25 protein-coding genes are annotated in these 26,118 nt (G+C 71.1%); 16 read left to right on the top strand and 9 right to left on the bottom strand.

Features of this window, described 5'->3' with window-relative positions:
• Positions 1 to 18: 18 nt before the first annotated feature.
• Positions 19 to 1,011: a CorA family divalent cation transporter gene (locus ACGF8B_RS38725; RefSeq protein ID WP_392747263.1), complete on the bottom strand. Its 993-nt coding sequence runs from the start codon at positions 1,009 to 1,011 to the stop codon at positions 19 to 21.
• A gap of 251 nt (positions 1,012 to 1,262) precedes the next feature.
• Between ACGF8B_RS38725 and ACGF8B_RS38720 the strand changes: the two genes are divergently transcribed.
• Positions 1,263 to 2,675 (top strand): alpha/beta hydrolase family protein, encoded by a 1,413-nt coding sequence (locus ACGF8B_RS38720; protein ID WP_392747262.1) that lies wholly within the window; start codon positions 1,263 to 1,265, stop codon positions 2,673 to 2,675.
• 44 nt (positions 2,676 to 2,719) lie between these two features.
• On the opposite strand, the gene ACGF8B_RS38715 is transcribed toward ACGF8B_RS38720, so the two are convergent.
• Entirely contained in the window at positions 2,720 to 3,325 is a 606-nt protein-coding gene (locus ACGF8B_RS38715) for a L,D-transpeptidase family protein (protein ID WP_392747261.1), read from the bottom strand.
• 517 nt (positions 3,326 to 3,842) lie between these two features.
• Between ACGF8B_RS38715 and ACGF8B_RS38710 the strand changes: the two genes are divergently transcribed.
• From ACGF8B_RS38710 to ACGF8B_RS38700, 3 genes are all read left to right on the top strand, one after another.
• Entirely contained in the window at positions 3,843 to 4,592 is a 750-nt protein-coding gene (locus ACGF8B_RS38710; RefSeq protein WP_392747259.1) for a dienelactone hydrolase family protein, read from the top strand.
• A 257-nt stretch (positions 4,593 to 4,849) separates the two neighbouring features.
• Positions 4,850 to 5,260, top strand: a complete 411-nt coding sequence (locus tag ACGF8B_RS38705; protein ID WP_392747258.1) for a VOC family protein — start codon at positions 4,850 to 4,852, stop codon at positions 5,258 to 5,260.
• A 103-nt stretch (positions 5,261 to 5,363) separates the two neighbouring features.
• Positions 5,364 to 6,005, top strand: a complete 642-nt coding sequence (locus tag ACGF8B_RS38700) for a glyoxalase (protein WP_392747256.1) — start codon at positions 5,364 to 5,366, stop codon at positions 6,003 to 6,005.
• Positions 6,006 to 6,191: 186 nt separating this feature from the next.
• On the opposite strand, the gene ACGF8B_RS38695 is transcribed toward ACGF8B_RS38700, so the two are convergent.
• A complete protein-coding gene (locus ACGF8B_RS38695) occupies positions 6,192 to 6,665 on the bottom strand; it encodes a hypothetical protein (protein ID WP_392747254.1) in 474 nt (157 codons plus the stop codon).
• Between the two features lie 118 nt (positions 6,666 to 6,783).
• On the opposite strand from ACGF8B_RS38695, the gene ACGF8B_RS38690 reads away from it, so the two are divergent.
• Together ACGF8B_RS38690 and ACGF8B_RS38685 are read left to right on the top strand one after the other, a co-directional pair.
• Positions 6,784 to 6,933 (top strand): hypothetical protein, encoded by a 150-nt coding sequence (locus ACGF8B_RS38690; protein WP_392747252.1) that lies wholly within the window; start codon positions 6,784 to 6,786, stop codon positions 6,931 to 6,933.
• 227 nt (positions 6,934 to 7,160) lie between these two features.
• On the top strand, positions 7,161 to 8,111 hold the full coding sequence (locus tag ACGF8B_RS38685) for an N-acetylmuramoyl-L-alanine amidase (RefSeq protein ID WP_392747250.1): 951 nt from the start codon (positions 7,161 to 7,163) through the stop codon (positions 8,109 to 8,111).
• Positions 8,112 to 8,271: 160 nt separating this feature from the next.
• Here ACGF8B_RS38685 and ACGF8B_RS38680 read toward each other — a convergent pair whose 3' ends face one another.
• The gene (locus tag ACGF8B_RS38680) at positions 8,272 to 9,087 is read right to left on the bottom strand and encodes an SGNH/GDSL hydrolase family protein (protein ID WP_392747248.1); all 816 of its coding nucleotides are present in this window, start codon (positions 9,085 to 9,087) and stop codon (positions 8,272 to 8,274) included.
• Positions 9,074 to 9,643 (bottom strand): PadR family transcriptional regulator, encoded by a 570-nt coding sequence (locus ACGF8B_RS38675; RefSeq protein ID WP_392747247.1) that lies wholly within the window; start codon positions 9,641 to 9,643, stop codon positions 9,074 to 9,076. Before ACGF8B_RS38675 ends, ACGF8B_RS38680 begins: the two co-directional genes overlap by 14 nt.
• Before the next feature lie 96 nt (positions 9,644 to 9,739).
• On the opposite strand from ACGF8B_RS38675, the gene ACGF8B_RS38670 reads away from it, so the two are divergent.
• Complete coding sequence (locus tag ACGF8B_RS38670) at positions 9,740 to 10,189, top strand: nuclear transport factor 2 family protein (RefSeq protein WP_392747245.1); 450 nt, start codon at positions 9,740 to 9,742, stop codon at positions 10,187 to 10,189.
• 94 nt (positions 10,190 to 10,283) lie between these two features.
• Positions 10,284 to 11,168 (top strand): alpha/beta fold hydrolase, encoded by an 885-nt coding sequence (locus tag ACGF8B_RS38665; RefSeq protein WP_392747244.1) that lies wholly within the window; start codon positions 10,284 to 10,286, stop codon positions 11,166 to 11,168.
• On the opposite strand, the gene ACGF8B_RS38660 is transcribed toward ACGF8B_RS38665, so the two are convergent.
• Both ACGF8B_RS38660 and ACGF8B_RS38655 read right to left on the bottom strand, forming a co-directional pair.
• Entirely contained in the window at positions 11,134 to 12,705 is a 1,572-nt protein-coding gene (locus ACGF8B_RS38660) for an FAD-dependent monooxygenase (protein ID WP_392747243.1), read from the bottom strand. The two genes, ACGF8B_RS38665 and ACGF8B_RS38660, sit on opposite strands and share 35 nt — an antisense overlap.
• Before the next feature lie 63 nt (positions 12,706 to 12,768).
• The gene (locus ACGF8B_RS38655; RefSeq protein ID WP_392747241.1) at positions 12,769 to 13,413 is read right to left on the bottom strand and encodes a TetR family transcriptional regulator; all 645 of its coding nucleotides are present in this window, start codon (positions 13,411 to 13,413) and stop codon (positions 12,769 to 12,771) included.
• A 532-nt stretch (positions 13,414 to 13,945) separates the two neighbouring features.
• Here ACGF8B_RS38655 and ACGF8B_RS38650 point away from each other — a divergent pair.
• From ACGF8B_RS38650 to trpD, 8 genes are all read left to right on the top strand, one after another.
• Entirely contained in the window at positions 13,946 to 14,143 is a 198-nt protein-coding gene (locus ACGF8B_RS38650; RefSeq protein WP_392747240.1) for an acyl-CoA carboxylase subunit epsilon, read from the top strand.
• Between the two features lie 10 nt (positions 14,144 to 14,153).
• Positions 14,154 to 15,764 carry an acyl-CoA carboxylase subunit beta gene (locus ACGF8B_RS38645; protein WP_392747238.1) on the top strand — a complete coding sequence of 537 codons (1,611 nt, stop codon included), beginning with the start codon at positions 14,154 to 14,156 and terminating at the stop codon, positions 15,762 to 15,764.
• A 239-nt stretch (positions 15,765 to 16,003) separates the two neighbouring features.
• Positions 16,004 to 19,039, top strand: a complete 3,036-nt coding sequence (locus ACGF8B_RS38640; protein WP_392747236.1) for a BTAD domain-containing putative transcriptional regulator — start codon at positions 16,004 to 16,006, stop codon at positions 19,037 to 19,039.
• Between the two features lie 142 nt (positions 19,040 to 19,181).
• Positions 19,182 to 20,216, top strand: coding sequence for a 2,3-diaminopropionate biosynthesis protein SbnB (gene sbnB / locus ACGF8B_RS38635; protein WP_392747234.1), 1,035 nt, complete (start codon positions 19,182 to 19,184; stop codon positions 20,214 to 20,216).
• Positions 20,217 to 20,228: 12 nt separating this feature from the next.
• The gene (locus ACGF8B_RS38630; protein WP_392747232.1) at positions 20,229 to 21,764 is read left to right on the top strand and encodes an anthranilate synthase component I family protein; all 1,536 of its coding nucleotides are present in this window, start codon (positions 20,229 to 20,231) and stop codon (positions 21,762 to 21,764) included.
• A complete protein-coding gene (locus ACGF8B_RS38625) occupies positions 21,761 to 22,393 on the top strand; it encodes an anthranilate synthase component II (protein ID WP_392747231.1) in 633 nt (210 codons plus the stop codon). The genes ACGF8B_RS38630 and ACGF8B_RS38625 overlap by 4 nt, the downstream gene beginning before the upstream one ends.
• A gap of 191 nt (positions 22,394 to 22,584) precedes the next feature.
• Positions 22,585 to 22,959 (top strand): hypothetical protein, encoded by a 375-nt coding sequence (locus ACGF8B_RS38620; protein WP_392747230.1) that lies wholly within the window; start codon positions 22,585 to 22,587, stop codon positions 22,957 to 22,959.
• A 20-nt stretch (positions 22,960 to 22,979) separates the two neighbouring features.
• Positions 22,980 to 24,083: an anthranilate phosphoribosyltransferase gene (gene trpD, locus ACGF8B_RS38615; protein ID WP_392747229.1), complete on the top strand. Its 1,104-nt coding sequence runs from the start codon at positions 22,980 to 22,982 to the stop codon at positions 24,081 to 24,083.
• 91 nt (positions 24,084 to 24,174) lie between these two features.
• On the opposite strand, the gene ACGF8B_RS38610 is transcribed toward trpD, so the two are convergent.
• Entirely contained in the window at positions 24,175 to 25,551 is a 1,377-nt protein-coding gene (locus tag ACGF8B_RS38610) for a cation:proton antiporter (RefSeq protein WP_392747228.1), read from the bottom strand.
• Positions 25,538 to 26,074: a flavin reductase family protein gene (locus tag ACGF8B_RS38605; RefSeq protein ID WP_392747226.1), complete on the bottom strand. Its 537-nt coding sequence runs from the start codon at positions 26,072 to 26,074 to the stop codon at positions 25,538 to 25,540. Before ACGF8B_RS38605 ends, ACGF8B_RS38610 begins: the two co-directional genes overlap by 14 nt.
• Between the last annotated feature and the right edge of the window lie 44 nt (positions 26,075 to 26,118).

Genomic DNA, 26,118 nt, shown 5'->3' with positions numbered 1-26,118 from the left:
TCGAGTGTGCGGATTCCGCTATTGGTCGTCGTGGCCGTCGTCGTCGTCGCGCAGCCTCCGCCAGATGCGAGTGCGGTGCAGCGCGTAGAGGGCAACGAACAGGAACACCACCTGCAGTCCCACGGCGAGCAGCCAGAAGATGCCCCGGCTCTCCAGCTCGTCGGTCAAGTAGGTGAAGTTCATGCCGAAGAACCCGGTCAGGAAGCTCAGCGGCAGGAAGATCGTCGACACGATCGCCAGCCGGTTGATCACGCTGTTCTGCTCGCCGGACACCAGCGAGGAGTAACTGGCGAAGGCGCGGCGGGCGGAGTTCTGGAGCGACTCGATGTCCGTGAGCACCAGCCTCGTGGTGTGCTGGTAGTCGCGAGCGAGCTTCTGGCGCTTCTCGGGAAACCCGGGGTTCATCATCCGGCGGGTGAAGATCTCGTCCGTCACCTGAAGGTACGGCAGCAGCGCGTGGTGCAGCAGTGCCCCGCGCCGGCGCAGCTGTGCCAGGCGGTAGACATGCTGCGGAACCCGGTGCTGGAACATCTCGTCCTCCAGGTCCTCCACCTCCAGCAGGGCCTGCACGGCGGACCGGCGGAAGGTGTCCAGGGCCTCTTCCAGCAGCAGGAACAACACGGCCACGCTGTCGGGCGGCCGTTCGTGCGGCAACCTGGAAGTGAGGCTCCTGACCGGTCCGGCCGGTCCTCGGTGCACCGTGATCAGATATCGCTCGGTCACGAAGGCATGGACGTGCGTGATCCGCTCCGCCTCGACCGCGGGCACGACGAACGCGGCGCTGTCCCCGAGGAATTCGGCCCGCGCGGATTCGCCTTCCCTGCCGAGCCACGCCACGTCCTCGGCCTCCAGCCCGAGCAGGTGGGCGACCGGCTGTTCGTCGGGCGGCTGCTCCTCGGGCAGTTCGACGTCCACGAGCAGGAAACGGGATGCCGCCAGATGCTCACGTGCCTCCGACACATGGGGGTTGGTGACGGTCCCTTCCGGCATCGACACCATCGATACGATCATCGTTCCTCGCCATGGGTCACCGGGACCGGCCGCGGCCACCACGTACGCCTCGGTACGCGGAGCCGGAGCCGGGACCGATACGGATCCGTATGCTGACCCATCTTCGGGGCGGGAGGCGCGCCGGGCCGGACGCACGCGCCGACCACGAGGATGACGCCGCCCCGCCCGGCGGACGGACGCCCGGGCTGTTCGGCGTAACGGACTGTGTCGTGCGGGGCGGCGCGGACTCCCCGACTCCTACGGTCGCCGGTATGACGTACGTACCGCAGGAGGCGTCCCGGCCGAACCGGCGCACCGCGCTCACCGGGCTCGTCGGCTGGGGCGGGGCCGCGCTGGCCGCCGGCTGCACACCCGCGAACAGGGCCCCCTCCGCGCAGGGGCCCTCGCCCGTGCCCACGGCGTCGGCCACCCGTCCGTCAGCGAACACCACGCCCGGGGCGATGACGCTCTTCCAGGACCCGGCGTTCAACTTCAACGGCCTGTGGGCCCTCGGCGGCGCGGGGTTCGGCGGCAGCGAGGTGGGCGAGGTGCTCACCGCCGTGAACACGATCAACAAGGACGGTCTCTCCGCGCAGACATACGTCGAGACCTTCAAGAAGCTCGGCGACCGGCTGACGGGCACGCCCGAAGGCAGCCGGCCCGACCGGCAGACCAGGCGCTTTCGCGCGCTGCGCGCCGCGCAGTACTACGCCCAGGCACTGTTCTTCGTGCTCGGCTCCGACGCCCCCGCCGACGAGGAGCAGCTCTACCGGGCGGGACGCGGCGCCTGGGACACGTTCTGCGGGCTGTGCGAACCGGCGCCGGTCACGTCGGACGTTCCGTACGGGCGGACCCCGCTGCCGGTGTGGTTCTTCCGCCCCGACGACTCCGGCAAGAAGCGCCCCACCGTCATCCTCACGAACGGCAGCGACGGACAGAACGTCGACATGTGGTCCTACGGCGTCGCAGCCGCGCTGGAACGTGACTGGAACGCCCTCGTGTACGACGGGCCGGGCCAGGGACAGTTGCTCTTCGTGGACCGGGTGGTCTTCACACCGCGCTGGGAGACCGTGGTCACGCCGCTCGTCGACTGGCTGGTCGCCCGTTCCGACGTGGACGCCGGCCGGATCGCCCTGGCCGGGCTGAGCATGGCGGGCAATCTGGCTCCCCGGGCCGCGGCCTTCGAGAAGCGGATCGCCGCCCTGGTGGCGATGCCCGGATGCCTCGAACCCTGGCTGGGGTTCCCACCGGAGATCCGGAAGATCCTCACCCCGAGCAGGACGGAGACCAACGACATCTGGAACAAGGAGGTCGTCCCCGAACTGTCCGCCGCCGATGCCGCGACGATGAAGAAACGCTTCGAACCCTTCTCCGCCCCGGCGATGCTCGCCGCCCGCGAGGGCAAGGTCTTCACCGACTTCCACACCCCCGCCAGACGCATCGAGGCACTGACACTCACGGGCGTGGTGGACCGCATCACGGCGCCCACCCTGGTCCTGGACTACGAGTACGAGCAGTTCTACCCCGGACAGCCGCGCCGGTTGTTCGACAGGCTGACGGCACCCAAGGACTACGTGAAACTCACCGCGGCCACCGGGGCGCAGCTGCACTGCTCCCCGATGGCCCCGCGGCAGCACTGCGATGTCGTCTTCGACTGGTTGCAGGAAAAGCTGCCGACGCGCTGACAGAGGTGCCCCGGGCGGCGACCCGGAGCACCTCCGCTCCGCCGTCAGACGACCACGAGACGCTTGGGCGCCGCGCCCCGGCCGAGGTTGCGGAAGAGCTTCTTGATGTCCTCCGGGGCGAGCTTGATGCAGCCCGCGGACTTGTAGTCGCCCACGCCGTCCCAGCGCCGGCTCTCGGTGCCGCCCTGCCCTCCGGCGCGGGTCATCTCGCTGTGGATGAAGAGTCCGGTACGCGTGGTCCGGCCGTTCTTGCACGTCTTGTTGCTCAGCGGGATGGCGTAACCCTTGATGAGGTTGCCGTTGTAGCGGGTCTGGCGGGCGCCGACGGTGTAGGTCCCCGCGGGCAGCCACCCCTTCGCCGAGGCGCACTCGTCACGCCCCTCGGCGTGGTTGCGGCCGAGTCCGGAGCCGGCCCGGAAGACGGCCTGCGTCTTGTTGCCGCGCACCACCAGCAGACGCGAGTTCTGCGGGTCGGCGGAGTTGCGTACGAACTTCAGGGTGGTGACAACGACGCCGGCGGCGGCCGGCCGGCCGTCGGCCGGGGCGGCGGCCCGACCGCTCGGGGCGGTGACGGCGGCAACGGTCATCAGGGCCATGGCACTCAGGCCGATGGCGGCGGCACGGACACGCAGGGGAGAGGTCGCGGACATGGGTGATCGCTCCTTCGAGGACGGGGGAGGCGGCGTGCCCCGGGAGTCCGGGGCGCCGTGGACCAACCATGCGATCTCGGGGAGCCGGAACGGAACTCCTGGCGGCGATGCGCCGATGGGCGGCCATGCATGCCCTCATGCGTGCCTGATGCACCGCTCCGGCCTGCGCTTATGCACGCCGGACGGCCAAGGGCCGTCCCGCAGTTCCTGGCGGGCGCACGACGACGGCTACCTCGCCGCGTTGTCGGAACGCCCGAATACATCCGGTATTCGGGCGTCCCTCCGCCTTGCGATGCACCGCATCCGACGCCGCGCGCTGTTCCACCAGGAATTGCGGGACAGCCCTTACCGGACGCAGGGTGGTCGAGCGGCGGACGCGGAGGGCCCGGAGCGGGGACGGGCCCGCACACCCGGCGCCGGGAAGCTCACCTCCCGGCGGCCGACTGCCGTACCCACACGCCGAGTTCCTCTTCTTCGACGATGGTCGGATCGATCACCGCTGCTACGGTTCGTACCCATGCCCACCAAGACGCTGCAGATTCCCACCGAAGACGGCCAGGCCGACGCGTTCGCCGCCTTTCCCGAAGGCGGTGGGCGGCACCCCGGAGTGCTGCTGTACATGGACATCTTCGGAGTACGTCCGGTGCTGGAGGAGATGGCCCGCGAACTGGCCGGGCACGGGTACTACGTGCTCGTCCCCAACGTCTTCTACCGGAACGGCCCGGCACCGGTGACCGACCTTCCGGAGCGCATCGGAGCAGAGGCCCGGCCCGCGCTGTTCGCCCGGCTGGTGCCCCTGCTTGAGGCGCACACCACCGAACGCGCCCTGCGTGACGCCGACGCCTATCTCAAGTTCCTCACTGCCCAGCCCGAGGTCGGCGCGGGACCGGTCGCCGCGATCGGCTACTGCATGGGTGCCGCCCTGGCGCTGCGCACCGCGGCGGCCCACCCCGGCCGGGTGGCCGCCGTCGCCGGATTCCACCCCTCCGCGCTGATCACCGACGCGCCCGACAGCCCGCACCGCATCGCCTCCCAGGTCACCGCCGAGGTGCACTTCGGCATCGCCGAGAGCGACATGTCACCCGAGGCCGTCGGAGAGCTCGACCAGGTGCTGGAAACCGCGGGCGTCGGCCACACCTGCGAGATCTACCCCGGCACCGTCCACGGCTTCACCATGGCCGACACCGAGGCATTCGACGCTGCCGCACTGCAACACCACTGGGACCGGATGCTCCACCTCTTCGACCGAACCCTGGCCAAGGGCTGAGGCCGCGCCCCGGGGACCGGCGGTGGAAGCCGCGAGGCGTTCACGAGGGATTCGTGAGGCGCGGATCGCGGAGCCGTGCCTAAGGGCTGTCCCGCAGTTCCTGGCGGGCGTGCGACGACAGCTACGGCACCTCGCCGCGTTGTCGGAACGTCCACATATATCCAGTATGTGGACGTCCCTCCGCCCTGCGATGCACCGCATCTGACGCCGCACGCTGTTCCACCAGGAATTGCGGGACAGCCCCTAGCATGATCGTTATGGACATCTCCATTCACACGAGTTCCCTCCCGCACGACGATCCGGAGGAGTCCCTGGTCTTCTACCGCGACGTCCTCGGCTTCGAGGTACGCGCCGACGTCGGCCAGGGCAAGATGCGCTGGATTACGGTCGGTCCCGCCGACCAGCCCGGCACGTCCATCCTGCTGGCCCCGCCCGCCGCCGACCCCGGAGTCACCGAGGACGAGCGCCGCACCATCGCCGAGATGATGGCCAAGGGCACCTACGGCTGGATCCTGCTGGCCACCCGGGACCTCGATGCCACCTTCGAGCAGGTACGGGCCGCCGGCGCCGAGGTCGTCCAGGAACCGACCGAGCAGCCGTACGGCATGCGCGACTGCGCCTTCCGCGACCCCGCGGGCAACATGGTCCGGATCCAGGAACTGCGCTGAGCCGCTCGGCGGCGACGAGGCAGGTGGCGCCGGCCGGCGTACGGACCGAACCGGTCAGGAATCGAGAAGCCCCGGTCGCCGTGCCGTAACTAGCGTGATGGACATGGCATCCATCGAAACCGTGACCCTTGAGGTGGCCGACCCCGCGGCCGCCGAGCGCTTCTGCGCCACCGCCTTCGGCCTGGACACCCAGATCCGCCTGCGCGCCTCGGAGGCCCCCACCACCGGCTTCCGCGGGTTCACGCTCGCGCTCACGGTGTCCCGGCCCGCCACCGTCGACAGCTTCATCGGCTCCGCACTCGACGCGGGCGCCACCTCGCTGAAGCCCGCCGCGAAGTCGCTCTGGGGCTACGGCGGCGTCGTGCAGGCCCCGGACGGGACGATCTGGAAGGTCGCGACCTCGGCGAAGAAGGACACCGGCCCCGCCACCCGGCAGATCGACGAGATCGTGCTCCTGCTGGGCGTCGAGGACGTGATCGCGAGCAAGCGGTTCTACGTCGGCCGGGGCCTTGCCGTGGCGAAGAGCTTCAGCCGTGTGTACGTCGAGTTCGCGGCCGGCGAGAGCCCCGTCAAACTGGCGCTGTACCGGCGCCGCGCACTGGCCAAGGACCTCGGCGTCTCTCCCGAGGGCACCGGGACGCACGGGCTCGTGATCGGCGGCGCCGCCGGCCCGTTCACCGACCCGGACGGGTTCGAGTGGGAGGCCGCCTCATCGGCCGTTCCGGCCGAACACCACCGGGCGTGACCGCGGCGACAAGGCGGGCGCGAAGGTGCCGGCCTCAGTGCTGAGGCCGACGCCCCGGCCCTCCACGCCGCGCCCGGCACATACCGCCGGCCCGCGTGAGCCCGAGGCCGCCGCAAGGGCAAGGGCCCGGACAGCCGTCCGGGCCCTTGCCGTACAGGGAACGTCGCTCAGTGCCCGGAACGCTGCTCAGTCACCGGTGTTGGTGGCCCAGACGGGCCGGTTGGCGCTGTCGTAGACGACCACGTTGCCGTCGTCCTGGACGGAGAGGTACCGGCCCTTGTGCCAGGTTCCGGCGGCCCAGAGCGGGTCACCGGCCCGGTTGTAGACGACGAGGTTGCCGTCATCCTGCATGACGAGGCGGTCGGCGTTGGGGTAGACGTTCGGGGCCTGCCAGACGGGGTGGCCGTCCTTGTAGACGACGACGTTGCCGTCGCTCTGGACGCGCAGGATGGTACGGCCGTTGCCGGAGGTCCAGGCCTGGTTCCGGCCGAGGGTGGCGGTCGGGTAGAAATGGGAGTCGCTCCGCAGTGCCGAGTGGGCCTGCGTGCTCCGGACGGGGTGGCTGCTCCCTGCGGCGTCGGCAGCCGGAACGGCGGCCAGGACGGGCAGGACTGCGAGGGCGAGCGCGGGAAGACCGCGTCGCACGAGGTTCTTGATCACAATCCCGGATTTACGCAGGTCACAGACGTTCGCGCCAGGCACGCGGCCACGAACGCACTCGGACGGCCCAGCGACTTCAGTGCCGAAACGACACTGCTTGCGCCGGTTGCGTGGCACCGTGCGGACCCGCGCGGTCCATCTCGGCGGGCTCGACTTCGACTTCGGCTTCGATTGCGGCTTCGATTCGACCGAGCACGGCCTGGGCCACGGCCATGCCGACGTCCTCGTCGCACACACCCTGGCCGAGGCGAAGTCCGGCGGCGAATGAGCCCTCGGGCACCGCGTGCGAATTCCCGGCCGCGCCGCGCCGGAGAGTTCGCCGTCGGCGGTCCGTGCACACTGCCGGTCACGCGGTCGAGTCCGGCTGCCGTTGAGGGGGTATGGATCTCCTATGAAGTGGTGGTCACCGCAGACCGGTTCGCGTTCACCCGGACTGCGGCGCACCGTACACAGGGTCCGCGACGTCCCGTACACCCCGGGCCGAAAGGGAAACGAATGGCTGGTCCTCTGTCCGCCTCCGCTGTACTGAAGGCGTTGCGCGCCGAGGGCGTGCGCGTGGTCGAGGTAGGAAACTGGCGTACTCACAACCGCAATTCGAAGGGCCCCTGGGGCCCGGTCCACGGCAGCATCGTGCACCACACAGTGACCAAGGGCACCGCGGCGACGGTCCGGATGGTCCGCGACGGCTACGCGGACCTGCCCGGCCCGCTGTGCCACGGGATGATCGCCAAGGACGGCCGGGTGCACATGGTCGGCTGGGGCCGCGCGAATCACGCCGGTGGCGGCGACCCCAAGGTGCTCGACCAGGTCATAGCGGAGTCGTACGGCACCCGGCCGACTCCGCCGACGCGAGGCAACAGCAACGGAGTCGACGGCAACGCGCGCTTCTACGGGTGGGAGTGCGAGAACCTCGGCGACGGCAAGGACCCCTGGCCCAAGGCCCAGTACGACGCGATCGTCCGTGTCCAGGCCGCGCTGTGCCGCGCGCACAAATGGTCGGCGAAGTCCGTGATCGGCCACCTGGAGTGGTCGAACGACAAGATCGACCCCCGCGGCTTCACCATGCCCAAGCTCCGCGCCGATGTTTCCGAGCGGCTCAAGCACCCCGCGAGCTGGAACCCCGGCTCGGACCAGGAGGAGGACCCCATGGCAGGCATCACCAAGCGCGACATCTTCGACGCCGTGTGGAAGACCGACGCGATCGGCGGCCCGTCGGACGCGGCGGACCACTCGACGAATCCGACGTGGCAGCCGCAGTCCATCCTGAAGGACATGCAGGCCCGCATCCGGTCCATGGACAGGCGGATGGCCGCCCAGACCGCCGCGATCACCGCGCTCGCCGGGCAGGTCGGGACGGGCGCCGACACCCGGACCGTCGTCGCCGCGGTCGAGGCCGCGATCGAGCGGGCCGCCGCCGAAACCGACACCGATACCGTGGACGCCTAAGGGCTGTCCCGCAATTCCTGGTGGAACAGCGTGCGGCGTCAGATGCGGTGCATCGCAAGGCGGAGGGACGTCCACATACTGGATGTATGTGGACGTTCCGACAACGCGGCGAGGTGCCGTAGCTGTCGTCGCACGCCCGCCAGGAATTGCGGGACAGCCCTTAAGCGCCTGCCGGCCGGCTGCCCGTCGCGGGGCCGGGCGCGGCGCTCAGGGGCAGCAGTCGGGGACGTTTCGCGGTGCGGCCGGCGCCGGAGGACCGGCCGCGGAGGCGGCGTCCGAGCCAGGGGCCGAGGAACGCGGCCGCCCAGCGCAGCTCGGCCGCGGTGGCCTGACGGCGGGTGGGAACCCTCTGCGGCGGCAGGGGGAGAGTCCAGGCGTCGTCGCTGCCGGGCAGGTGGATCGCTTCGGCGACGGCTTCGGCGATCCGCTCGTGGCCCAGGGGACTGGCGTGGAGCCGGTCGGCACTCCACAGCCGGGGATCGGTGGTGACGGCCGCCCGGCCGGTTTCGGCGACCGCGACCCCGTGACGGGCGGCCGCGGCACGGATGCGGGTGTTGAGGTCGAACACGCGTGACCTGATCGGCCGGGCAAGGGGCACGATCTTCCCCACGTCGGGGAAGGTCAGCGTCACCACCCGGGCTCCGGCCCCGGTGAGCGCCGCGAACATCTCCTCCATGTGCCCGGCCACCGCCGCGGCGTCGAACCGGGGCCGGAGCAGATCGTTGACCCCGGAGACAACGGTGGCCAGATCGGGCCGCAGGGCCAGGGCGGGCCCCAGCTGTTCGGCGCGGACCTGACCGGTGACCCGGCCCCGCACGGCGAGGTTGGCGTACCGGAGCTCCGGGTCGACGGCCGCGAGGTGCTCGGCGAGCCGGTCGGCGAAGCCCCGCAGCCCGACGGTGTCGTCACCGTCGCCGAGCCCCTCGGTCTGGCTGTCGCCCAGGGCGACGTAGCGCAGGTACTCACCCTTCGGCATGCGTCGACTGCCTCTCGTGGAGAACGGCAGCGATCCGCCGGCACCAGTCCAGGTGCTCCTGTTCGAAAGCCAGGCCGCGCAGACAGGTCAGGTACGGCCCGATCCGCTCGCCCCGGCGGAGGAACTCGTCCTCGTCCACTTCGCCGCGCAACTGCCGCAGCAGCTTGCCGAGAAGCTCGATCTTGGCCTCGGCCGCGGACGCGCGCTCCTGGAGCTGCTCGATCACCGACGCCGTACCGATACGGTCGGCGACCTGGACCTTGACGAGCAGGTCGTCGCGGATGAACGAGGGCTTCGGCACGGCCGCGGCGAACTTCTCCAGCTCGGCACGACCGGCGTCGGTGACCTGGAACAGCCGTTTGTTGGGCCGGGTCTCCTGGATCACCTGCCGCCCCGCGACCAGCCCTTCCTTCTCCAGCTTGGCCAGCTCCGCGTACAGCTGCTGCGGCAGGGCGTGCCAGAAGTTCGCGACGCCGATGTCGAACGCCTTCGCCAGCTGGTACCCGCTGTACTCACCGTCCAGCAGCGCCGCCAGCACGGCATGTCGCAAGGCCATCGAAGCGCCCCCTTCCCTTTCCTCGTCCGCCACTGCATCATACTCAAGAAAATGACTAATCATATTCTTGAGTACTCTTGAGCTTCAGGAGGAGCCATGGAGACCGTGAAGGCAGCGGAGACCACCGAACGCTTCCGCGCCGCCGTGGAGAAGGGCGAACCGGCCGCGCTGAGCGAGCTGTTCACCGAGGACATCCGTCTCTACAGCCCCGTGAAGTTCACCCCCTTCGAGGGCAGGCCCATGGTGCTGGGGCTCTTCGGAGTGCTGCTGCGCATCTTCGAGGACTTCCGCTACGTCGGACGCTTCGAGGGCGAGGCCGAGACGAGTGCCGACGGCGAACAGGCCCCGTCGACGATCCTGCTCTTCCGGGCCACCGTGAACGGCAGGCAGATCCACGGCATCGACCTGCTCCAGTTCGACGGGACGGGCCGGATCAAGGAGTTCACCGTGATGGTCCGCCCCCAGTCCGCCGTGCACGCCCTGGGTCAGGCGGTACTGGACGGCCTGGTCGCCGACGGTCTCGTCCCCGGGGCCGTGGACCGATAGGGCCTCTCGTTTGGACCATGCCGGGCTCGCGTGCCCCGGGGTCGCAGCCGAATCCGGGATGCGCGCGGACGGCCGGTGCTGGGAGACTTCGGGCATGCCGCATGTCGAAGCCCTGCCCGGAGTGTCCATCGAGTACGAGACCTTCGGCGACCCTGCCGATCCGGCCGTCCTGCTCGTGATGGGTTTCAGTGCCCAGATGATCGCCTGGCACGAGGACTTCTGCCGCGCGCTCGCGGAACGTGGACGCTATGTGATCCGGTACGACAACCGCGACTGCGGGCTGTCCACCAAGTTCGACGAACATCCCGTCGACGTGGGCCGCTTCATCGACGCCGTGAGCTCGGGCGACATCCCGTCCGCCTGTGCGATGGCGCCCTACACGCTGCGGGACATGGCCGACGACGGCCTCGGCCTGCTCACCGCGCTCGGCATCGAGCGGGCTCATGTGGTCGGAACCTCGATGGGCGGAATGATCGCCCAGACGATGGCCATCAGCCGGCCGGAGCGAGTGCTGACCCTGACGTCGATGATGTCCTCGACCGGCGAGCCCGACTACGGCCGACCCAGCCCCGAGGCCCAGGCGGTGGTCTCCAGCCCGAAGCCGTCGGATCGCGAGGGGTACATCGCGGCGGCGGAACGGGACCTGGTGTGGGCCTCCAAGCGGTACGGCGACCCGGCACCCCTCCGTGAGCTGGCCGCCCGGAGTTACGACCGCGCCCACCACCCGGCCGGAGCCGGGCGGCAACTCGCGGCCATGGTCCTCAGCGGCCCGCGCACCGACGCGCTGCGCGGGCTTCGAGTGCCGACCCTGGTGATCCACGGCCTGGACGACACGCTGACCGACCCCAGCGGAGGAAGGCGCACCGCCGAGCTGGTGCCCGGCGCGAAGCTCCTGCTGATCGCCGACATGGGACACGACCGCCCCCGCGAACTCTGGCCCGGGATCATCGACGCCCTGGAGACCCACACCCGGCCGTGAACCAGCGCTCGACCGCCGTCCGCAACCCGGCGAGTTCGGCCGGGTCCGGTACGGGGGAGCCGCCGGCCCAGGCCACGTATCCGTCGGGGCGTACCAGCAGGGCGGAGAGGCCGGCCGGGCCCTTGACGCCCTGTGCGACGACCGGGTCGATGGCGTCCTGATCCGTTGCCAGTACGGCCGCCGCCGATCCGTCCTCGGTCAGGTCGATCAGCAGCGGACGGGCGCTGCGGGCGAGTTCGGCCAGCCGGACCTTCTCGGTGCCGGTGATCAGCTCCAGGTCCGGTGCGAAGTAGCCGACCGCGGGGTGGGGGTCGAGGACGCCCATCTCGTAGCGCACATCGGTGCCCGCGGTGAGGTCGGCGAGGCGCTGGACGACCTCCTTGCCGGTGAGCAGCTCGGTGAAGAGCTCGCGCAGGGCCGTGGTGTCGCTGCCCGGCGCGGTGAGCGCGGACTGTGCCTCGGCGTTGAGCACCATCCGGCGGGCGGCCAGGCGGCGCTCGGTGTCGTAGCTGTCGAGCAGGCCGGGCGGGGCGGTGTCGCGCAGCGTGGCGGCGAGCTTCCAGCCGAGGTTGGCGGCGTCCTGGAGGCCGAGGTTCAGCCCGGGGCCGCCGCCGGAGGTGTAGACGTGGGCGGCGTCGCCGACGAGGAGGACCCGGCGGTCGCGGAACCGGTCGGCGACCCGGGTGTTGCCGCCGGTCAGCCGCCGCAGCACATGGGGGCCCGGCCCGTCCGGCGGGCCGAGCGGCAGATCGGCGCCGAGGACGCGGCGGACGCTCGACTCCATCTCGGCGAGAGTCATCGGCTCGTCCGTCGCGGGCCGGTCCCACTCGGTGGTGCTGATCAGCGGCGGCTGCCCGGGGAACGGCGCGTACGAGAAGCCGCCCCGGTCGGCGCGGTGGGGCAGGAAGGGCAGCACCGGCCCGTGGCCGGGCACGGTGAGCGCGCCGTTGACGGGGTCGACCCAGTCGGCCGGGACGGTGGCGTGGGCGGTGCGGTTGGTGCGGCGGTCGTAGCTGACGCCGGGGAACCCGATCCCGGAGAGCTTGCGGACCACACTGTGCGCGCCGTCCGCGCCGACCACGTAGCGGGCGCGGAGCTGTCGGTCGCCGTCGGGGCCGGTGACGTCGAGGGTCACGGCGTCCTCGTCCTGGGCGACGGCCCGGACCCGGTGTCCGCGCCGCAGGTCGACCCCGAGCGACCGGGCGCGCTCCTCCAGGACCTGGACGATGCGGTGTTGCGTGGCGGCGAGGCCGAAGACCGGACTGGCGTCCAGCAGGCCGAGGTCGAGGCCCATGGCGGCGAACATGAAGTAGGCGGAGTTCGGCCGCGGGGGTTCCGGGCTGCCGCTGAGCGGCTCGTGCAGACCGCGGTGGTCGGCCAGGCGCACCACCTGGCCGAGCAGGCCGTTGGCCTTGGGCTCGGTGCTGGGCTGCGGGAGCTGCTCCAGCACGATCGGGCTGATGCCGGCCAGGCTCAGCTCGCAGGCCAGCATCAGCCCGTTCGGGCCGCCTCCCACGATGATCACGTCGGCTGTCACGGTCGTGCCTCCTTGGCGCGGAAAGGAAAAGGAAGAGAAGAGGGAGGGGGAGGGGGCGCGGTGTTACGGGACCGGCAGGCCGGCGGTGAGCTGCTCGAAGACCTGGGCCAGGACCGCGCCGAGCGGTGCGGCTTCGTCGGCGCGCAGGCTGTGCTCGACGGCCACCGCGGTGCCGGCCGAGACCGCGGCCGCGACCAGCTTCGGGTACACATCGCGTTCGGCGTCGGTGCCGGTCCGTTGCGCGACGGCCCTGGCCAGCTCCTGCTGGGCGGCGGCGTTGGTCTTGACGATCTCACCGGCCAGCGCGGGTTCGGCCAGCATCAGCCGCACCCCCTCGCGCCACCGTTCGTTCTGTGGCGCGTTCCGGGACGTGGGGCTCTCCGGCGGCACGAACCGGCCCAGGACCACGTGCAGTAGCGAGTCCCAGAGCGGTTCGCCGGCCGGGCGGTCGAGCAGGTCGTCGGCGATCCGGAGCATCCTCTCCAGATGGCCGGCGGCGATCGCCTCGGCCTTGCCGGAGAAGTAGTTGCGGAAGGTGCGGACGGAGACATCGGCCTCGGCCGCGATCTGGTCGACCGTCACATCCGCCCAGCCGTGCAGGACGCAGAGCCGGATCGCCGCCTGGCTCAGCGCGGCCCTGGTCTCCCGCTTCTTGCGCTCGCGGAGTCCGGACTGCCCGGTCGTGCGGGCCTCGTCTGCTGGTGTCATGCGAGCAGCGTAGAACAAATCTTGCCGTTGCGGCAAGATTGCTGAAACGGAAAAGTTGCCGAGATGGCAGAATTTTCGCTGCCCGCTGCCCGCTGCCCGCTGCCCGCTGCCCGCTGCCCGCTGCCCGCTGCCCGCTGCCCGCTGCCCGCTGCCCGCCCGGGTGGGCGGGGAGGCGGGGGCAGGTCGATGGTGGCCCCTGTCGCGTCGCCCAGGGGGAGCGGTGCTCCGCGCTTGCGCATTCAGGATTTCCTTCTGCGGGAAGGCGATGGAGGTGGGGCGAGGTGGGATCCCGCCGTACGGAATTGGGGACCGCAACCACTTTCGAGGAATGCGCCGACCCCGTACCAATTGGTCGTGACCGACTCAACTGGGCTTGTTGGAAGTGGAGTTGACGGACCACGTGGACGGCGTGCGAAGTGGTCCACCGGTACCCCGGCATAGGAGCCGCGTAGTCCCCCGCAAGGAATCCGTCGTCCCATGAGAGGCCGTGGGGATCTCCGCAGTGAACTCCCCGGAGGCGAAGGAGGGTGAGATGGACAGTCCGGACAGCTCCGGGATCGCGCTGAGCGTCGAGCGGGGGCAGGCCACCGACGAGGAACTGGCCGCGCTCACCGTGGTGCTGCTCGCGCTGCGGGCCGAGCCCGAACAGTCGCCGGAGAGGCAGGCCGTCGCCGGCTCGCGGTGGTGGCGGCACGCGGACCGGTACAACGCCCCGCTCAGCTGGCAGTGAGGGGACCGCCATGACGACGACCATCGACCCCTCGGCCTCCGCTTCCCCCGCCCCCGACGCCGCCGCCCCGGCCGATGTCCGGGGGCGTGTCGTGGAGCTGCACGCCCTGCGGGAACTGGCCCGCAGCGGGCCGAGTGAGAAGGCGACCGAGGCCCAGCACGCCAAGGGCAAGCTGACCGCGCACGAACGGCTGGCGCTCCTCTTCGACGAGGGCACCTTCTGCGAGGTCGAGCAGTTGCGCCGGCACCGGGCCACCGGCTTCGGGCTGGAGGACAGGAGGCCGTACACCGACGGTGTCATCACCGGCTGGGGGCTCGTGGACGGCCGGACCGTCTTCGCCTTCGCCCACGACTTCCGGATCTTCGGCGGTGCGCTGGGCGAGGCCCACGCCACGAAGATCCACAAGATCATGGACATGGCCATCGCGGCGGGTGCGCCGCTGGTGTCGCTGAACGACGGCGCCGGCGCCCGTATCCAGGAAGGTGTCTCCGCGCTCGCCGGTTACGGCGGGATCTTCCAGCGCAACACCCGGGCCTCGGGCGCGATCCCGCAGATCAGCGTGATGCTCGGCCCGTGCGCGGGCGGCGCGGCCTACAGCCCGGCGCTGACCGACTTCGTCTTCATGGTCCGCGAGACCTCCCAGATGTTCATCACCGGACCCGACGTCGTCAAGGCGGTCACCGGTGAGGAGATCACCCAGAACGGGCTGGGCGGCGCGGACGTGCACGCCGAGACCTCGGGCGTCGCGCACTTCGCGTACGACGACGAGGAGACCTGCATCGCCGAGGTCCGCTACCTGATCGGGATGCTGCCCTCCAACAACCGGCAGGACCCGCCCGTCCAGCCCACCCGCGACCCCGCCGACCGGCGCAACGACGGGCTCCTGGACCTCGTGCCCCTCGACGGCAACCGCCCGTACGACATGCACGCGGTGATCGAGGAGCTCGTCGACGACGGGGACTACCTGGAGGTCCACGAGCGCTGGGCCCGCAACATCATCTGCGCGATGGCCCGGCTCGACGGCCAGGTCGTCGGCATCGTTGCCAACCAGCCGCAGTCACTGGCCGGGGTGCTGGACATCGGCGCCTCCGAGAAGGCCGCCCGCTTCGTCCAGATGTGCGATGCATTCAACATCCCCATCATCACGCTGCTCGACGTACCCGGCTTCCTGCCCGGCGTCGACCAGGAGCACGGCGGGATCATCCGGCACGGGGCCAAGCTCCTGTACGCGTACTGCAATGCGACCGTGCCCCGGATCTCCCTCATTCTGCGCAAGGCGTACGGCGGTGCGTACATCGTGATGGACAGCCAGTCCATCGGTGCGGATCTGACGTACGCCTGGCCGACCAACGAGATCGCGGTGATGGGCGCCGAGGGCGCCGCCAACGTCATCTTCCGTCGGCAGATCGCCGCCGCCGAGGACCCGGAGGCGATGCGCGCCCGCATGGTCGAGGAGTACCGGACCGAACTCATGCACCCCTACTACGCCGCCGAGCGGGGGCTCGTGGACAACGTCATCGACCCGGCCGAGACCCGGGAAGTACTCGTCAAGTCCCTGGCGATGCTCCGCAACAAACACGCCGACCTGCCCTCCCGCAAACACGGAAACCCCCCGCAGTAGCCCCTCCGGCGGGTCCGATCACAGCTGATCGGACCCGTGCGGATGTGACCGCATATGACAGGTAAACGGTCCCGGACGGTGTGCCCGCGCCCGGAGCCCGAAACCGGCCATCGAGAGTTCGCCGCCGATCACCCGCTTCGAACTCCTGGACGGGTAATGTGATCCCGGAATTCCTCGGGGTGGGGGAAACGGGAGGCCCGGTGGGGGAACGGTTCTTATTCAAAATCCTTGGCCCACTCATGGTGACGTCGGGCGAGCGAAAGGTGGTCATCGGCGGGGCACGTCAACGGACCACGCTCGCTCTGCTGTTGCTCAATCCCGGCCGAACCGTGCCGGTGGACACTCTGGTGCACGAAGTGTGGAACGGGAATCCGCCCGCCACCGCCCGTACCCAGATCGCCATCGTCATCGCCGCGCTCCGCAAGACGTTCAAGGCGCAGGGCGCGGCCGACGACACCATCGTGACCGCGCATCCGGGCTACCTCCTCGACGCCGAGAGCCACTACATCGACTCGGTGGAGTTCACCGCACTCGTCGCCCAGGCGGAGATCGACGCGCGGGAACAGCGCCTGGAGGACGCGGCGGGCCGGTACCGGCGCGCCCTCGACCTGTGGCGCGGGCCCGCGCTCGCCGGGGTGTCCGGGCTGCTCGTCGAGGAGGAGGCAGGCCGTCTCGGTGAGCACCGGCTCAACGCCTACGACGACGCCACCGCCGTCCAGCTGGCGCTGGGGCGCCACTACGAGCTGCTGCCCGAGCTCGGCGGGGTCGTGCAGGAGAACCCGCTGCGCGAGCGGACCCGGTACCACCAGATGCTCGCCCAGTACCGGGCGGGCCGGCGCGCCGAGGCCATGGAGTCCTACCGGGAGGCGCGCGAGCAGTTCATCGAGGAGCTGGGACTCGAACCGGGCCCGGACCTCCAGGAACTGCACGACCTGATCCTGCGCGACGACCCGTCGCTGACCCCGGCCGACGGACCCGTCTCCGTCGCGGCCGAGGCCGCGGTGCCCGATGTCGTCGTGGTTCCCTCCGAACTGCCGCCGGACGTACCGGGGTTCACCGGACGCGAGAGCGAACTCGCGGCACTGGACGCGCTGATGATCGAATCCGGGGCCGCGCTCCAGACCCCCACCGTCGGCCTGATCACCGGTGTCGCCGGGGTCGGCAAGTCCGGCCTCGCGCTGCGCTGGGCGCACCGGGTCGCCGACGACTTCCCCGACGGGCGGCTCTTCGCGGACCTGCGGGGTTACGACGAGCAGCACGAGCCCGCCTCCGTCGCCGACGTCCTCGGCCGCTTCCTGCGCTCGCTCGGTGTGCCGGGGCAGCAGATCCCGGAGGCGCTGGAGGAGCGGATCGCGCTCTACCGCAGCCTGCTCACCGAACGCCGCGCGCTGATCGTCCTGGACAATGTGCGCACCCACGCCCAGGTCGTCCCGCTGCTGCCGGGCAGCGGTGCCAGCTGTGTGGTCGTCACCAGCCGCGACCAGCTGGAGCAGCTGGTGACCTGGCCCAAGGAAGCCCGCGTCCACCTCGGCGTACTGCCGCCCGACGCGGCCGTCGAACTCGTCGCCAAGATCGCCGGCGAGGAGCGGATCGCCGCCGCCCGCACGGACGCGACCCGCCTGGTCGAGCTCTGCGACCGGCTGCCGCTCGCCCTGCGGATCGCCGCCGCCCGCCTCGCGTCAAAACCGCACTGGTCGGTACGGCACCTGGTGGCCAGGCTCAGCGACGAGCGGCGCAGGCTCGACGAGCTGAGCCAGGGGGAGTCCCGGGTCCGGGCCGGATTCGAGCTCAGCTACCGCTACCTCTCCGTCGACGCGGCCCGCCTCTACCGGCGCCTCGGCCTCGCCGACGTACCGGACTTCACCTCCTGGGTGGCCGCCGCGCTGCTCGACGTCGACGTGATCGACGCCGAACTGCTCCTGGAGGACCTGGTGGACACCCAGTTCCTGGAGGTCGTGGGCGTCGACGCGACCGGCCGGCTGCGATACCGCTTCCAGAACCTGCTGCGCCTGTACGCGGGGGAGCGCGCCCGGGACGAGGAGTCGGACGAGGCCTGGCACGACGCCTGCCGCCGGGTCTTCCGCACCGCCCTGACCATCGCCCGCGAGGCCCACCGCAGGGAGAGCGGCGGGGAGTTCAGCATCGTGCACAGCGGCACCGAGCCGGCCACCATCGACACGGACCTGCTGGAGGAACTGCTCGCCGACCCGCTGGCCTGGTTCGAGGCGGAGCGGCTCTGCCTGGTGGGCATGGTCGAGCAGGCGGCCCGGATGGGCATGGCCGATCTCGCCTGGGACCTCACGGGGTCCGCGTCCGTGCTCTTCGAGACGCGCAGCTACGTGGAGAACTGGGAGAGCTGCGCCGTGCACGCCCTGGCCGCGGCCCGCGCCGCCGACGACCGCCTGGGCCAGGCGGTCATGCTGCACCACACCGGGGCCGCCGCGCTGATGCGGCAGAGCATGGACGAGGCGAAGGCGCGCTCCGAGGAGGCGCTGGAGCTCTACGGGGACCTGGACGAGCGGCTGGGCCGAGCACTGGTTCTGCGTAACCTCGCGGTGGTCCACCGTCTTCAGGGCGACCCCGACGCGGCGGCGGACCGGCTGCGCGGTGCCCTGCCCATCTTCCGCGAGGCCGGCGATCTGTCGTCGGAGTCGTCCGTCCTCCAGAACATGGCCCAGCTGGAGCTGGACCGGGGCAACTACGAGGCCAGCCTCGGCCATGCCCGGGACGCGGTACGGGTCGCGGAGTCCATGGAACCCGCCGCCTCCCGCAGCCTCGCCCAGTGCCTGTACCGGCTGGGCAGCGCGCAGCTCCTGTCCGGGCGGGCGGAGGAGGCCGAGGAGTCCTACCTGCGTGTGGAGGAGCTGTCCCGGGCGAAGGCCGACACCCACGGGCTCGCGCACGCCCTGTACGGACTCGGCCAGGCCCGGGTGGCGCTCGGCGCGCTCGAATCGGCCGAGACCGCGTACGTCCAGGGCCGCAAGGTCGCCCGCGGGCTCGGCAGCCCCGTGGTCGAGGGATCGATCCGGCTGAAACTCGGCGTACTCCTGCGGGAGCTGGGCCGGGACGAGGAGGCCCAGGCCGAACTCCTGGGCGCCAAGGAGCTGTTCACCCGCAGAGGGGCCACGCACTGGCAGGAGGAGGTCGCCCGGGAGCTCAGCGGTTCTCCGGAGATCGATCCGGAAGTCCTGCCGGAGCTCTCCCCGGAGCTCTCCGCGGAACTCGCGCCGGGGAGAGCTCCGGGCCCTTCCCCGGGGGTGGGAATCGGCACGTAGGAGGAAGAGGACCGGCCCTTCTTCCGGGGGCCGGCCACGGGCGGTGGGGCAGGGTCCGCTTAATCCGGCGATATCACGCCGATAAGGCGATTGCCTAGCGTCGTCACAGAAATTCGGTTTCCCGAGAGCTGTGGAGTCTGTGATGCCGCCTACCCCCGGGGTGCCCTCGTTCGCCGTGATCCCCGGCGCACAGGTGCACCGAGTCCTCGACGGCCGGCACGAGGAAGTGGTCCGGCTGATCGAGTCGGCCTACCGCGTGCACGGCGGTGGTGACACGGTCAACCCGCCCTCCTATTTCCTGCGGTTCCCCGACCGCCCCACCTCACGCATCATCGCCCTGCCCGCCTCGGTCGGAGGCGACGCACCCGTCGACGGCATCAAATGGATCTCCAGCTTCCCCGAGAACGTGGCGGCCGGGATCCCCCGGGCCTCCGCAGTGCTCATCCTCAACGATCCGGCCACCGGCTACCCGCTGGCCTGCCTGGAGAGCTCCATCATCAGCGCGGCCCGCACCGCCGCCTCGGCGGCGCTCGCCGCGGACCGGCTCACCGAAGGGCGTGACCGACCACGCCGGATCGGCTTCTTCGGCACCGGCCTGATCGCCCGGTTCATCCACCAGTACCTCGCCGGCACCGGCTGGAGCTTCGAGGAGACCGGGGTGTACGACCTGTCGGACGAGCACGCCCGGGGCTTCGCCGAACACCTGGAGCGCGAGGGCGACAACGGCACGGTCACCCTGCACACCGGCCCCGAACAGCTGATCCGCTCCAGCGACGTCGTCGTCTTCGCCACCGTCGCCGGCGCCCCGCACGTGACCGACCCGGCATGGTTCACCCACAACCCGCTGGTCCTGCACGTGTCGCTGCGCGACCTGTCGCCCGAGGTCATCCTCGCGGCCACCAACGTCGTCGACGACATCGACCACTGCCTCAAGGCCGACACCTCCCCGCACCTCGCCGAACAGCTCAGCGGGAACCGGGAGTTCATCGACGGCACCCTGTACGACGTGCTCACCGGCGAGCTGAAGATCCCCGACGACCGGCCCGTCGTCTTCTCGCCCTTCGGGCTCGGCGTACTGGACCTCGCGGTCGGCAGACACATCTACGACACCCTGCGCGCCGACGGCCGACTCGCCGTCGTGGACGACTTCTTCCACGAGATGCGCCGATACGGCTGAGATGAGACGACAGTGACCACTCTGCTCGACAGCCCGCCCCGGCCCGCAGGGCCCGGCCCCGGCCCCATCACCGTACGGGTGGAGGAGACCGCCCTCGCCCCGCACGAACCGCTCGACCTGTACGCCGCACTGCGCGAACAGTCGGCGCACGACGTCTTCCTGCTGGAGAGCCGCGAGGGCCCCGGACAGTCCCCCGGGGCCACCGTCGTCGGCCACGGACTGCTCGCCGAGATCCGGGTGCACGCCGACCGGATCTCCGTCGGTGGCGCCGAAGCCGTCGCCGCCGCGGCCCTCGCGGCCGCCGACGGCCTCGGCCTCGCCCCCCGGCCCGGCAACGAACGCGGTCTCCTCCACGGCGACCAGGTCTGGCAACTGCTGCGCGCCGTCCAGGACCTGTTCACCGTGGAGACGAGCCGGCCGCACGACAGCTACGCCTTCGGCTTCCTCGCCACCTTCGGCTACGGCTCCGCCTGGCACATGGAGACGCTGCCCGAGCGGGGCGACCGGGACCACGACGAACCCGACATCGTGCTCGGCCTGTTCCGCGAGACCGTCTGGTACGGTCCGGAACCCGGCACCGTACGAAGACTCACCGCGCACAGCGAAGCCTTCCCCGACCCGGCGCCCCTCGACCTGACCGAGGAGACCGTCCGGGCGGTCGCCGCCGTCGGCCCGGTCCCCGAGGTCCTGCCCGAGGCGCCCCGGCCGCGCTCCGTACAGGACACCTGCGACGAGCAGACCTTCCTCGCGCGGGCCCGGCGCTGCCTGGAACACATCGGCGTCGGCGACATCTACCAGATCCAGATCGGCCACCGCATCGACGTCGAATCCGGCCTCGAACCCTTCGAGGTCTACCGGCGGCTGCGCGGCCGCAATCCGTCTCCGTACATGTACCTCGTCCCGCGCGACGGGCGCACCGTCATCGGCGCCAGTCCCGAGGTGCTCTTCCGCACCGAGGGCGGCAAGGTCGTCATGCGGCCCATCGCCGGGACCGCGCCGCGCAGCGGCGACCCCGGCATCGACGAGGCCCGGGTCGCCCGGCTCGTCGCCGACGAGAAGGAACGGGCCGAGCACGTCATGCTCGTCGACCTGTGCCGCAACGACGTCGGCCGGGTCTGCCTGCCCGGCACGCTGGAGGCACACGGCCTGATGACCGTCGAGACGTACTCGCACGTCTTCCACCTCGTCTCCACCGTCGAGGGCACCCTCGCCCCCGAGGACGACACCTGGTCCGTGCTGCGCGCCACCTTCCCGGCGGGCACGGTCACCGGGGCGCCCAAGATCCGCGCCATGGAGATCATCGAGGAGCTGGAGAGCGAGCCGCGCGGCATGTACGCGGGCGCCGTCGGCCTCGTCGACCTGCGCGGCTGGAGCCAACTCGCCCTGTGCATCCGCACGATCGTGCACGACGGCCGCAGCGGCACCTACTCCACCCAGAGCTGCGCGGGCATCGTCGCCGACTCGTCCCCCGGGGCCGAGTGGCGCGAGACCCTGCACAAGATGGGTGCGGCCTACTGGGCGCTGACCGGTGAGGAGCTGCTGCCGTGAAGGTCCTGCTCGTCGACGCGTACGACAGCTTCACCCACATCATCGACCAGTACCTGCGCACCCTGGGCGCCGACACCGACGTCGTGCGGTCGCACACCCGCACCCCGCAGCAGCTCGCCGCCCTGGGGCCCGACGCGGTGGTCCTCGGCCCGGGGCCGGGCCACGCGGCCGACTCGGGCCACGTGGAGCTGGTGCGCACCTTCGCCGGGTCCGTACCGCTGCTCGGCATCTGCCTGGGCCACCAGGCGATCTGCCTGGCGTACGGGGGCCGGGTCACGGTCGCCGAGCGGCTCAAGCACGGCAAGACCAGCCTCGTACGCCACGACGGCGCGGGGGTGTTCGAAGGGCTGGAGCCGGTGATGACAGCCACGCGCTACCACTCGCTGATCGCCGACGAACCGCTGCCGCCCCCGCTGATCGCCACCGCGCACGCCCAGGACGACGGCTACGTGATGGGGCTGAGACACCGCACGCTGGCCGTGGAAGGGGTGCAGTTCCACCCCGAGTCCATCACCACCGTCGGCGGCCTGCGGATCCTGGACAACTTTCTGACGGCCGCCCGCCGGGTCGGCCCCGCACGGGAGGAGGCCGATATGCGGAACTCGCCTGCGGGATCGGTCGGAAATTGAGATCGGCCCCCCGTCCACACCCTCGGGATGGCTGGAATATTCACGTCCGTATGGCGCTGATCAGCGGTTATATCAAATATATTGCTGCGTCTGATGGGCGGAAGTCCCTGTGATAATGATTCGAAACAGGTCCTTCCTAATGTTCTGGGTGTCGGAACGAACCGCAACAGTTCATAGGGGGAAAAGGAATCATGAAGCTCAATGCGATCACCGGGAAGATCCAGCAGACCGTAGTCGTGACGCTCGCCGGTGCGGCGATATTCGCCACCGTGCAGACCGTCTCGGAGGCCGGCCGGGCGGACCACGCCGGCTCCTACACCACTGCCGCCGCCACGCCGCTCGACGACCCGTGGCACCCGAGCCCGGTGACCGCCCAGGCTTCGACCCCGGACGACCCGTGGCACCCGAGCCCGGTGACCGCCCAGGCTTCGACACTGGACGACCCGTGGCACCCGAGCCCGGTGACCGCCCAGGCTTCGACACTGGACGACCCGTGGCACCCGAGCCCCGTGACCGCCCAGGCATCGCCGCTGGACGACCCGTGGCACCCGGCGCCGAGCGCCTGACCCGAAGAAGGAGAAGACCAGTGAGCGCCACGACACCCGAACAGGACCGCTCCTGGCCCCCGTTGCTGGGGCAGGTGCTCGACGGCCGGGATCTGACCGCCGTCGACACCGCCTGGGTGATGGACCAGGTGATGCGGGGCCGCGCGACCGACGCACAGATCGCCGGCTTCCTGGTGGCCCTGCGGGCCAAGGGCGAGACCGTGGGCGAGCTCGAAGGGCTCGTACACGGGATGCTGGCCCATGCCGTACACATCGACGTGCCGGGGAGGACCGTCGACGTGGTGGGCACCGGGGGCGACGGGGCACACACGGTCAACATCTCCACGATGTCCGCGATCGTCGCGGCGGGAGCGGGGGCACGGGTCGTCAAGCACGGCAACCGTGCGGCGAGTTCGGCCTCCGGCTCCGCCGACGTACTGGAAGCACTGGGCGTCACCCTGCGGCTGCCGCCCGAGCGGATCGCCGCCGTGGTCGACGAGGCGGGCATCACCTTCTGCTTCGCGCCGGACTTCCACCCGGCGATGCGCCACGCGGCGGGGCCGCGCAAACAGCTCGGCATCCCGACCGTCTTCAACGCGCTGGGCCCGCTGACCAATCCGGCCGCACCCACCGCCCAGGCGGTCGGGGTCGCCGACGCCCGGCTGCTGCCGCTGATCGCCGGAGCACTGGCCCGGGCCGGTGGCCGGGGCCTGGTCTTCCGTGGCGACGACGGGCTCGACGAGCTCACCGTCACCACCACGTCCACCGTGCTGACCGTGGGCGACGGCGACATCCGGCAGGAGCGGTTCGACCCGCGCGACGTGGGGATCGCGCTCGCACCGCAGGAGGCACTGCGCGGGGAGGACGCCGCGTACAACGCGGCCGTCGCCCGGCGGGTCCTCGACGGCGAGCGCGGACCGGTGCGGGACGCGGTGCTGCTCTCCGCGGGCGCCGCGCTCGTGGCGGGCGAACCGACCGGGGGCCGTACCGTCACCGAACGGCTGGGCTGGGCGGTGGAAGCGGCGGGCCGGGCGATCGACTCCGGCGCCGCGGCCGACACCCTCGAACGGTGGGTACGGGCCACCTCGGCCCCGTGCGCACCGGTCGTCGAAGCCCCGGTCACCCGGGTCGCGACGGCTGCGTGACCGGGTACTCGGGGCGGGCACGGATCGTGGACGGCGCCATGGCGGTACCTCCCGGGAGACCGGTGGGTACGGCCATGGCGCGTCCGCGCGGTCACCGGGCGGAGGTGGGCTCCAGAGCCTGGTCCCGCTCCTGGTCCCGTTCCGGGTTCCGTACCTGGTCCCGCTCCGGGTTCGCCCCGCCGGCCGCGGCCGGCTTCGTGCCGTCGAGGGCCGGCGGCTCGGACGCCGTCCGCGCGGACCCGCGCAGCTTCTCGCGCCGGATCCGGGAGAGGGCCGGCGATGTGAGACCCGTGGTGATCAGCGCCATCAGCACCAGCATGGTGAACAGATCGGGCCCGATCACACCGAGTTCGAGCCCCAGGTTCAGCACCACCAGCTCGGTCAGGCCCCGGCAGTTCATCAGCGCCCCGATCGCCAGGGAGTCGCGCCAGGACTGACCCGCGAGCCGGGCCCCGGCCGTGCTCCCGCCCCACTTGCCGAGCATCGCGACGGTGAGGATCGCCAGCGCCCACAGCCACTGGACCGGGTCGCCGCCGAGCAGCGAGACATCGGTGTTCAGCCCGGTGGAGACGAAGAACAGCGGCAGCAGCACCGGGACCGAGAACGCCCGCAGCCGTGCCGTGCAGCGTTCGATGACCATGGACCCCCGCGGAGTGACCAGGCCGAAGACGAAGGCGCCGAACAGGGCGTGCACACCGATCCGGTCGGTGGCCAGTGCGGAGAGGCACAGGCCGCTGAAGAGGACGACGAGGACCACACCGTCCACTGTCCGCTCGGCCCGCTTCGCCCAGCGGGCGAGCAGCGGACGCAGCGCGTAGACCATGACGGCGAGGAAGACCGCGGCGAGCGCCGCCGTCGTCAGCGCCTCGGCCGGCGAACCGCTCGTCGACACCGCGACCACCGCCGCCAGCAGGCACCAGGCGGTCACGTCGTCGACCGCGGCGCACGCCATGGCCAGCGAGCCGATCCGGGTGCCGACCAGGCCCCGGTCGGTGAGGACCCGGGCGAGCACGGGGAACGCGGTGACGCTCATCGACACGGCGATGAACAGCACGAACGGCAACCGGCCCACGCCCGGCGGCGCGAACGAGCCGAACATCGCGAGGGCCAGCAGCGAGCCCAGGAGCAGCGGCAGCACGATGCTCGTCTGACTGACCGCGACCGCGGTCCCGCGATGGCCCCGCAATGTGCCGAGATCCAGTTCGAGACCGATCAGGAACATGAAGGCCAGCAGGCCGATGTTGCCCAAGGCACCGATGTACGGGAGCACCGAATCGGGGAACAGCCAGGCCTGTGCCGCGGGCGAGATCCAGCCCAGCAGCGACGGCCCCAGCATGATGCCGAGGGTGATCTCGCCGATGACCGGCGGCTGGCCGAACCTGCGGAACAGCTGGGCGCCCGCCTGGCACACCAGGATGACCACCGGGACGGCGATCAGGAGATCGGGCAGGGGGTCACGTGCCGACACGGCCGGCTCCTTCCCTGGCGGTCGCTGTGGCGTCCGACCAGCGTGCGTAGCGGCGCCGCCCGTACAGCAGCGGCTGGGCGGACTCCTCGGCGGTGAACCGCCGTACCTGCGCGAAGACCGTGGTGTGGTCCCCGACCTCCCGCGTACCGACCACCGTGCAGTCGGCGATGGCGTGCGCGGCCTCCGTCAGATGCGGGCCGCCCGCGCCCAGCGGCAGCCGCCACTCGCTCAGCGTGAACCGGTCGGGGTTGCCGGAGGCGAAGAGGTCGGAGGTGGCGTGCGCTCCCTCGTGCAGCAGGTTGAGCGCCAACTGCCCGCCGGCGAGTACGGCTTCAGTGGTGGGGCTCGCCGTGCGCAGGCAGATCACGAGTGTCGGCGGGGAGAGCGCCACGCTCGCCAGTGAGCTGCAGGTCATCCCGCGGGGCGTGCCGTCGGCGTCGAGCGCTGTCACCACGGAGACGCCGGAGGGGAAACTGCCCATCAGCGGGCGTATGTCGGTTTCCGGAACGGGCCAGTCGGTCATGGTTTCTCCTGTCGAAGACGTGTGCCGCGCGCCCGGCAGCCGGC

This window comes from Streptomyces sp. NPDC047917 (assembly GCF_043204345.1).
GTDB lineage: Bacteria > Actinomycetota > Actinomycetes > Streptomycetales > Streptomycetaceae > Streptomyces > Streptomyces sanglieri.
The sequence above is the reverse complement of the archived record's forward strand: the minus strand, read 5'-3'. Positions and strand labels throughout refer to the sequence as shown.

What these genes read in the sequence shown, in the direction of transcription:
- ACGF8B_RS38680 (WP_392747248.1), bottom strand. Translation starts at nt 9,087, where the DNA reads ATGCCGAAGGGTGAGTACCTGCGCTACGTCGCCCTGGGCGACAGCCAG.
- ACGF8B_RS38720 (WP_392747262.1), top strand. Translation starts at nt 1,263, where the DNA reads ATGACGTACGTACCGCAGGAGGCGTCCCGGCCGAACCGGCGCACCGCG.
- ACGF8B_RS38675 (WP_392747247.1), bottom strand. Translation starts at nt 9,643, where the DNA reads ATGGCCTTGCGACATGCCGTGCTGGCGGCGCTGCTGGACGGTGAGTAC.
- ACGF8B_RS38685 (WP_392747250.1), top strand. Translation starts at nt 7,161, where the DNA reads ATGGCTGGTCCTCTGTCCGCCTCCGCTGTACTGAAGGCGTTGCGCGCC.
- ACGF8B_RS38670 (WP_392747245.1), top strand. Translation starts at nt 9,740, where the DNA reads ATGGAGACCGTGAAGGCAGCGGAGACCACCGAACGCTTCCGCGCCGCC.
- ACGF8B_RS38725 (WP_392747263.1), bottom strand. Translation starts at nt 1,011, where the DNA reads ATGATCGTATCGATGGTGTCGATGCCGGAAGGGACCGTCACCAACCCC.
- ACGF8B_RS38650 (WP_392747240.1), top strand. Translation starts at nt 13,946, where the DNA reads ATGGACAGTCCGGACAGCTCCGGGATCGCGCTGAGCGTCGAGCGGGGG.
- ACGF8B_RS38645 (WP_392747238.1), top strand. Translation starts at nt 14,154, where the DNA reads ATGACGACGACCATCGACCCCTCGGCCTCCGCTTCCCCCGCCCCCGAC.
- ACGF8B_RS38705 (WP_392747258.1), top strand. Translation starts at nt 4,850, where the DNA reads ATGGACATCTCCATTCACACGAGTTCCCTCCCGCACGACGATCCGGAG.
- ACGF8B_RS38665 (WP_392747244.1), top strand. Translation starts at nt 10,284, where the DNA reads ATGCCGCATGTCGAAGCCCTGCCCGGAGTGTCCATCGAGTACGAGACC.
- ACGF8B_RS38655 (WP_392747241.1), bottom strand. Translation starts at nt 13,413, where the DNA reads ATGACACCAGCAGACGAGGCCCGCACGACCGGGCAGTCCGGACTCCGC.
- ACGF8B_RS38710 (WP_392747259.1), top strand. Translation starts at nt 3,843, where the DNA reads ATGCCCACCAAGACGCTGCAGATTCCCACCGAAGACGGCCAGGCCGAC.
- ACGF8B_RS38700 (WP_392747256.1), top strand. Translation starts at nt 5,364, where the DNA reads ATGGCATCCATCGAAACCGTGACCCTTGAGGTGGCCGACCCCGCGGCC.
- ACGF8B_RS38605 (WP_392747226.1), bottom strand. Translation starts at nt 26,074, where the DNA reads ATGACCGACTGGCCCGTTCCGGAAACCGACATACGCCCGCTGATGGGC.
- ACGF8B_RS38620 (WP_392747230.1), top strand. Translation starts at nt 22,585, where the DNA reads ATGAAGCTCAATGCGATCACCGGGAAGATCCAGCAGACCGTAGTCGTG.
- ACGF8B_RS38715 (WP_392747261.1), bottom strand. Translation starts at nt 3,325, where the DNA reads ATGTCCGCGACCTCTCCCCTGCGTGTCCGTGCCGCCGCCATCGGCCTG.
- ACGF8B_RS38640 (WP_392747236.1), top strand. Translation starts at nt 16,004, where the DNA reads ATGGTGACGTCGGGCGAGCGAAAGGTGGTCATCGGCGGGGCACGTCAA.
- sbnB (WP_392747234.1), top strand. Translation starts at nt 19,182, where the DNA reads ATGCCGCCTACCCCCGGGGTGCCCTCGTTCGCCGTGATCCCCGGCGCA.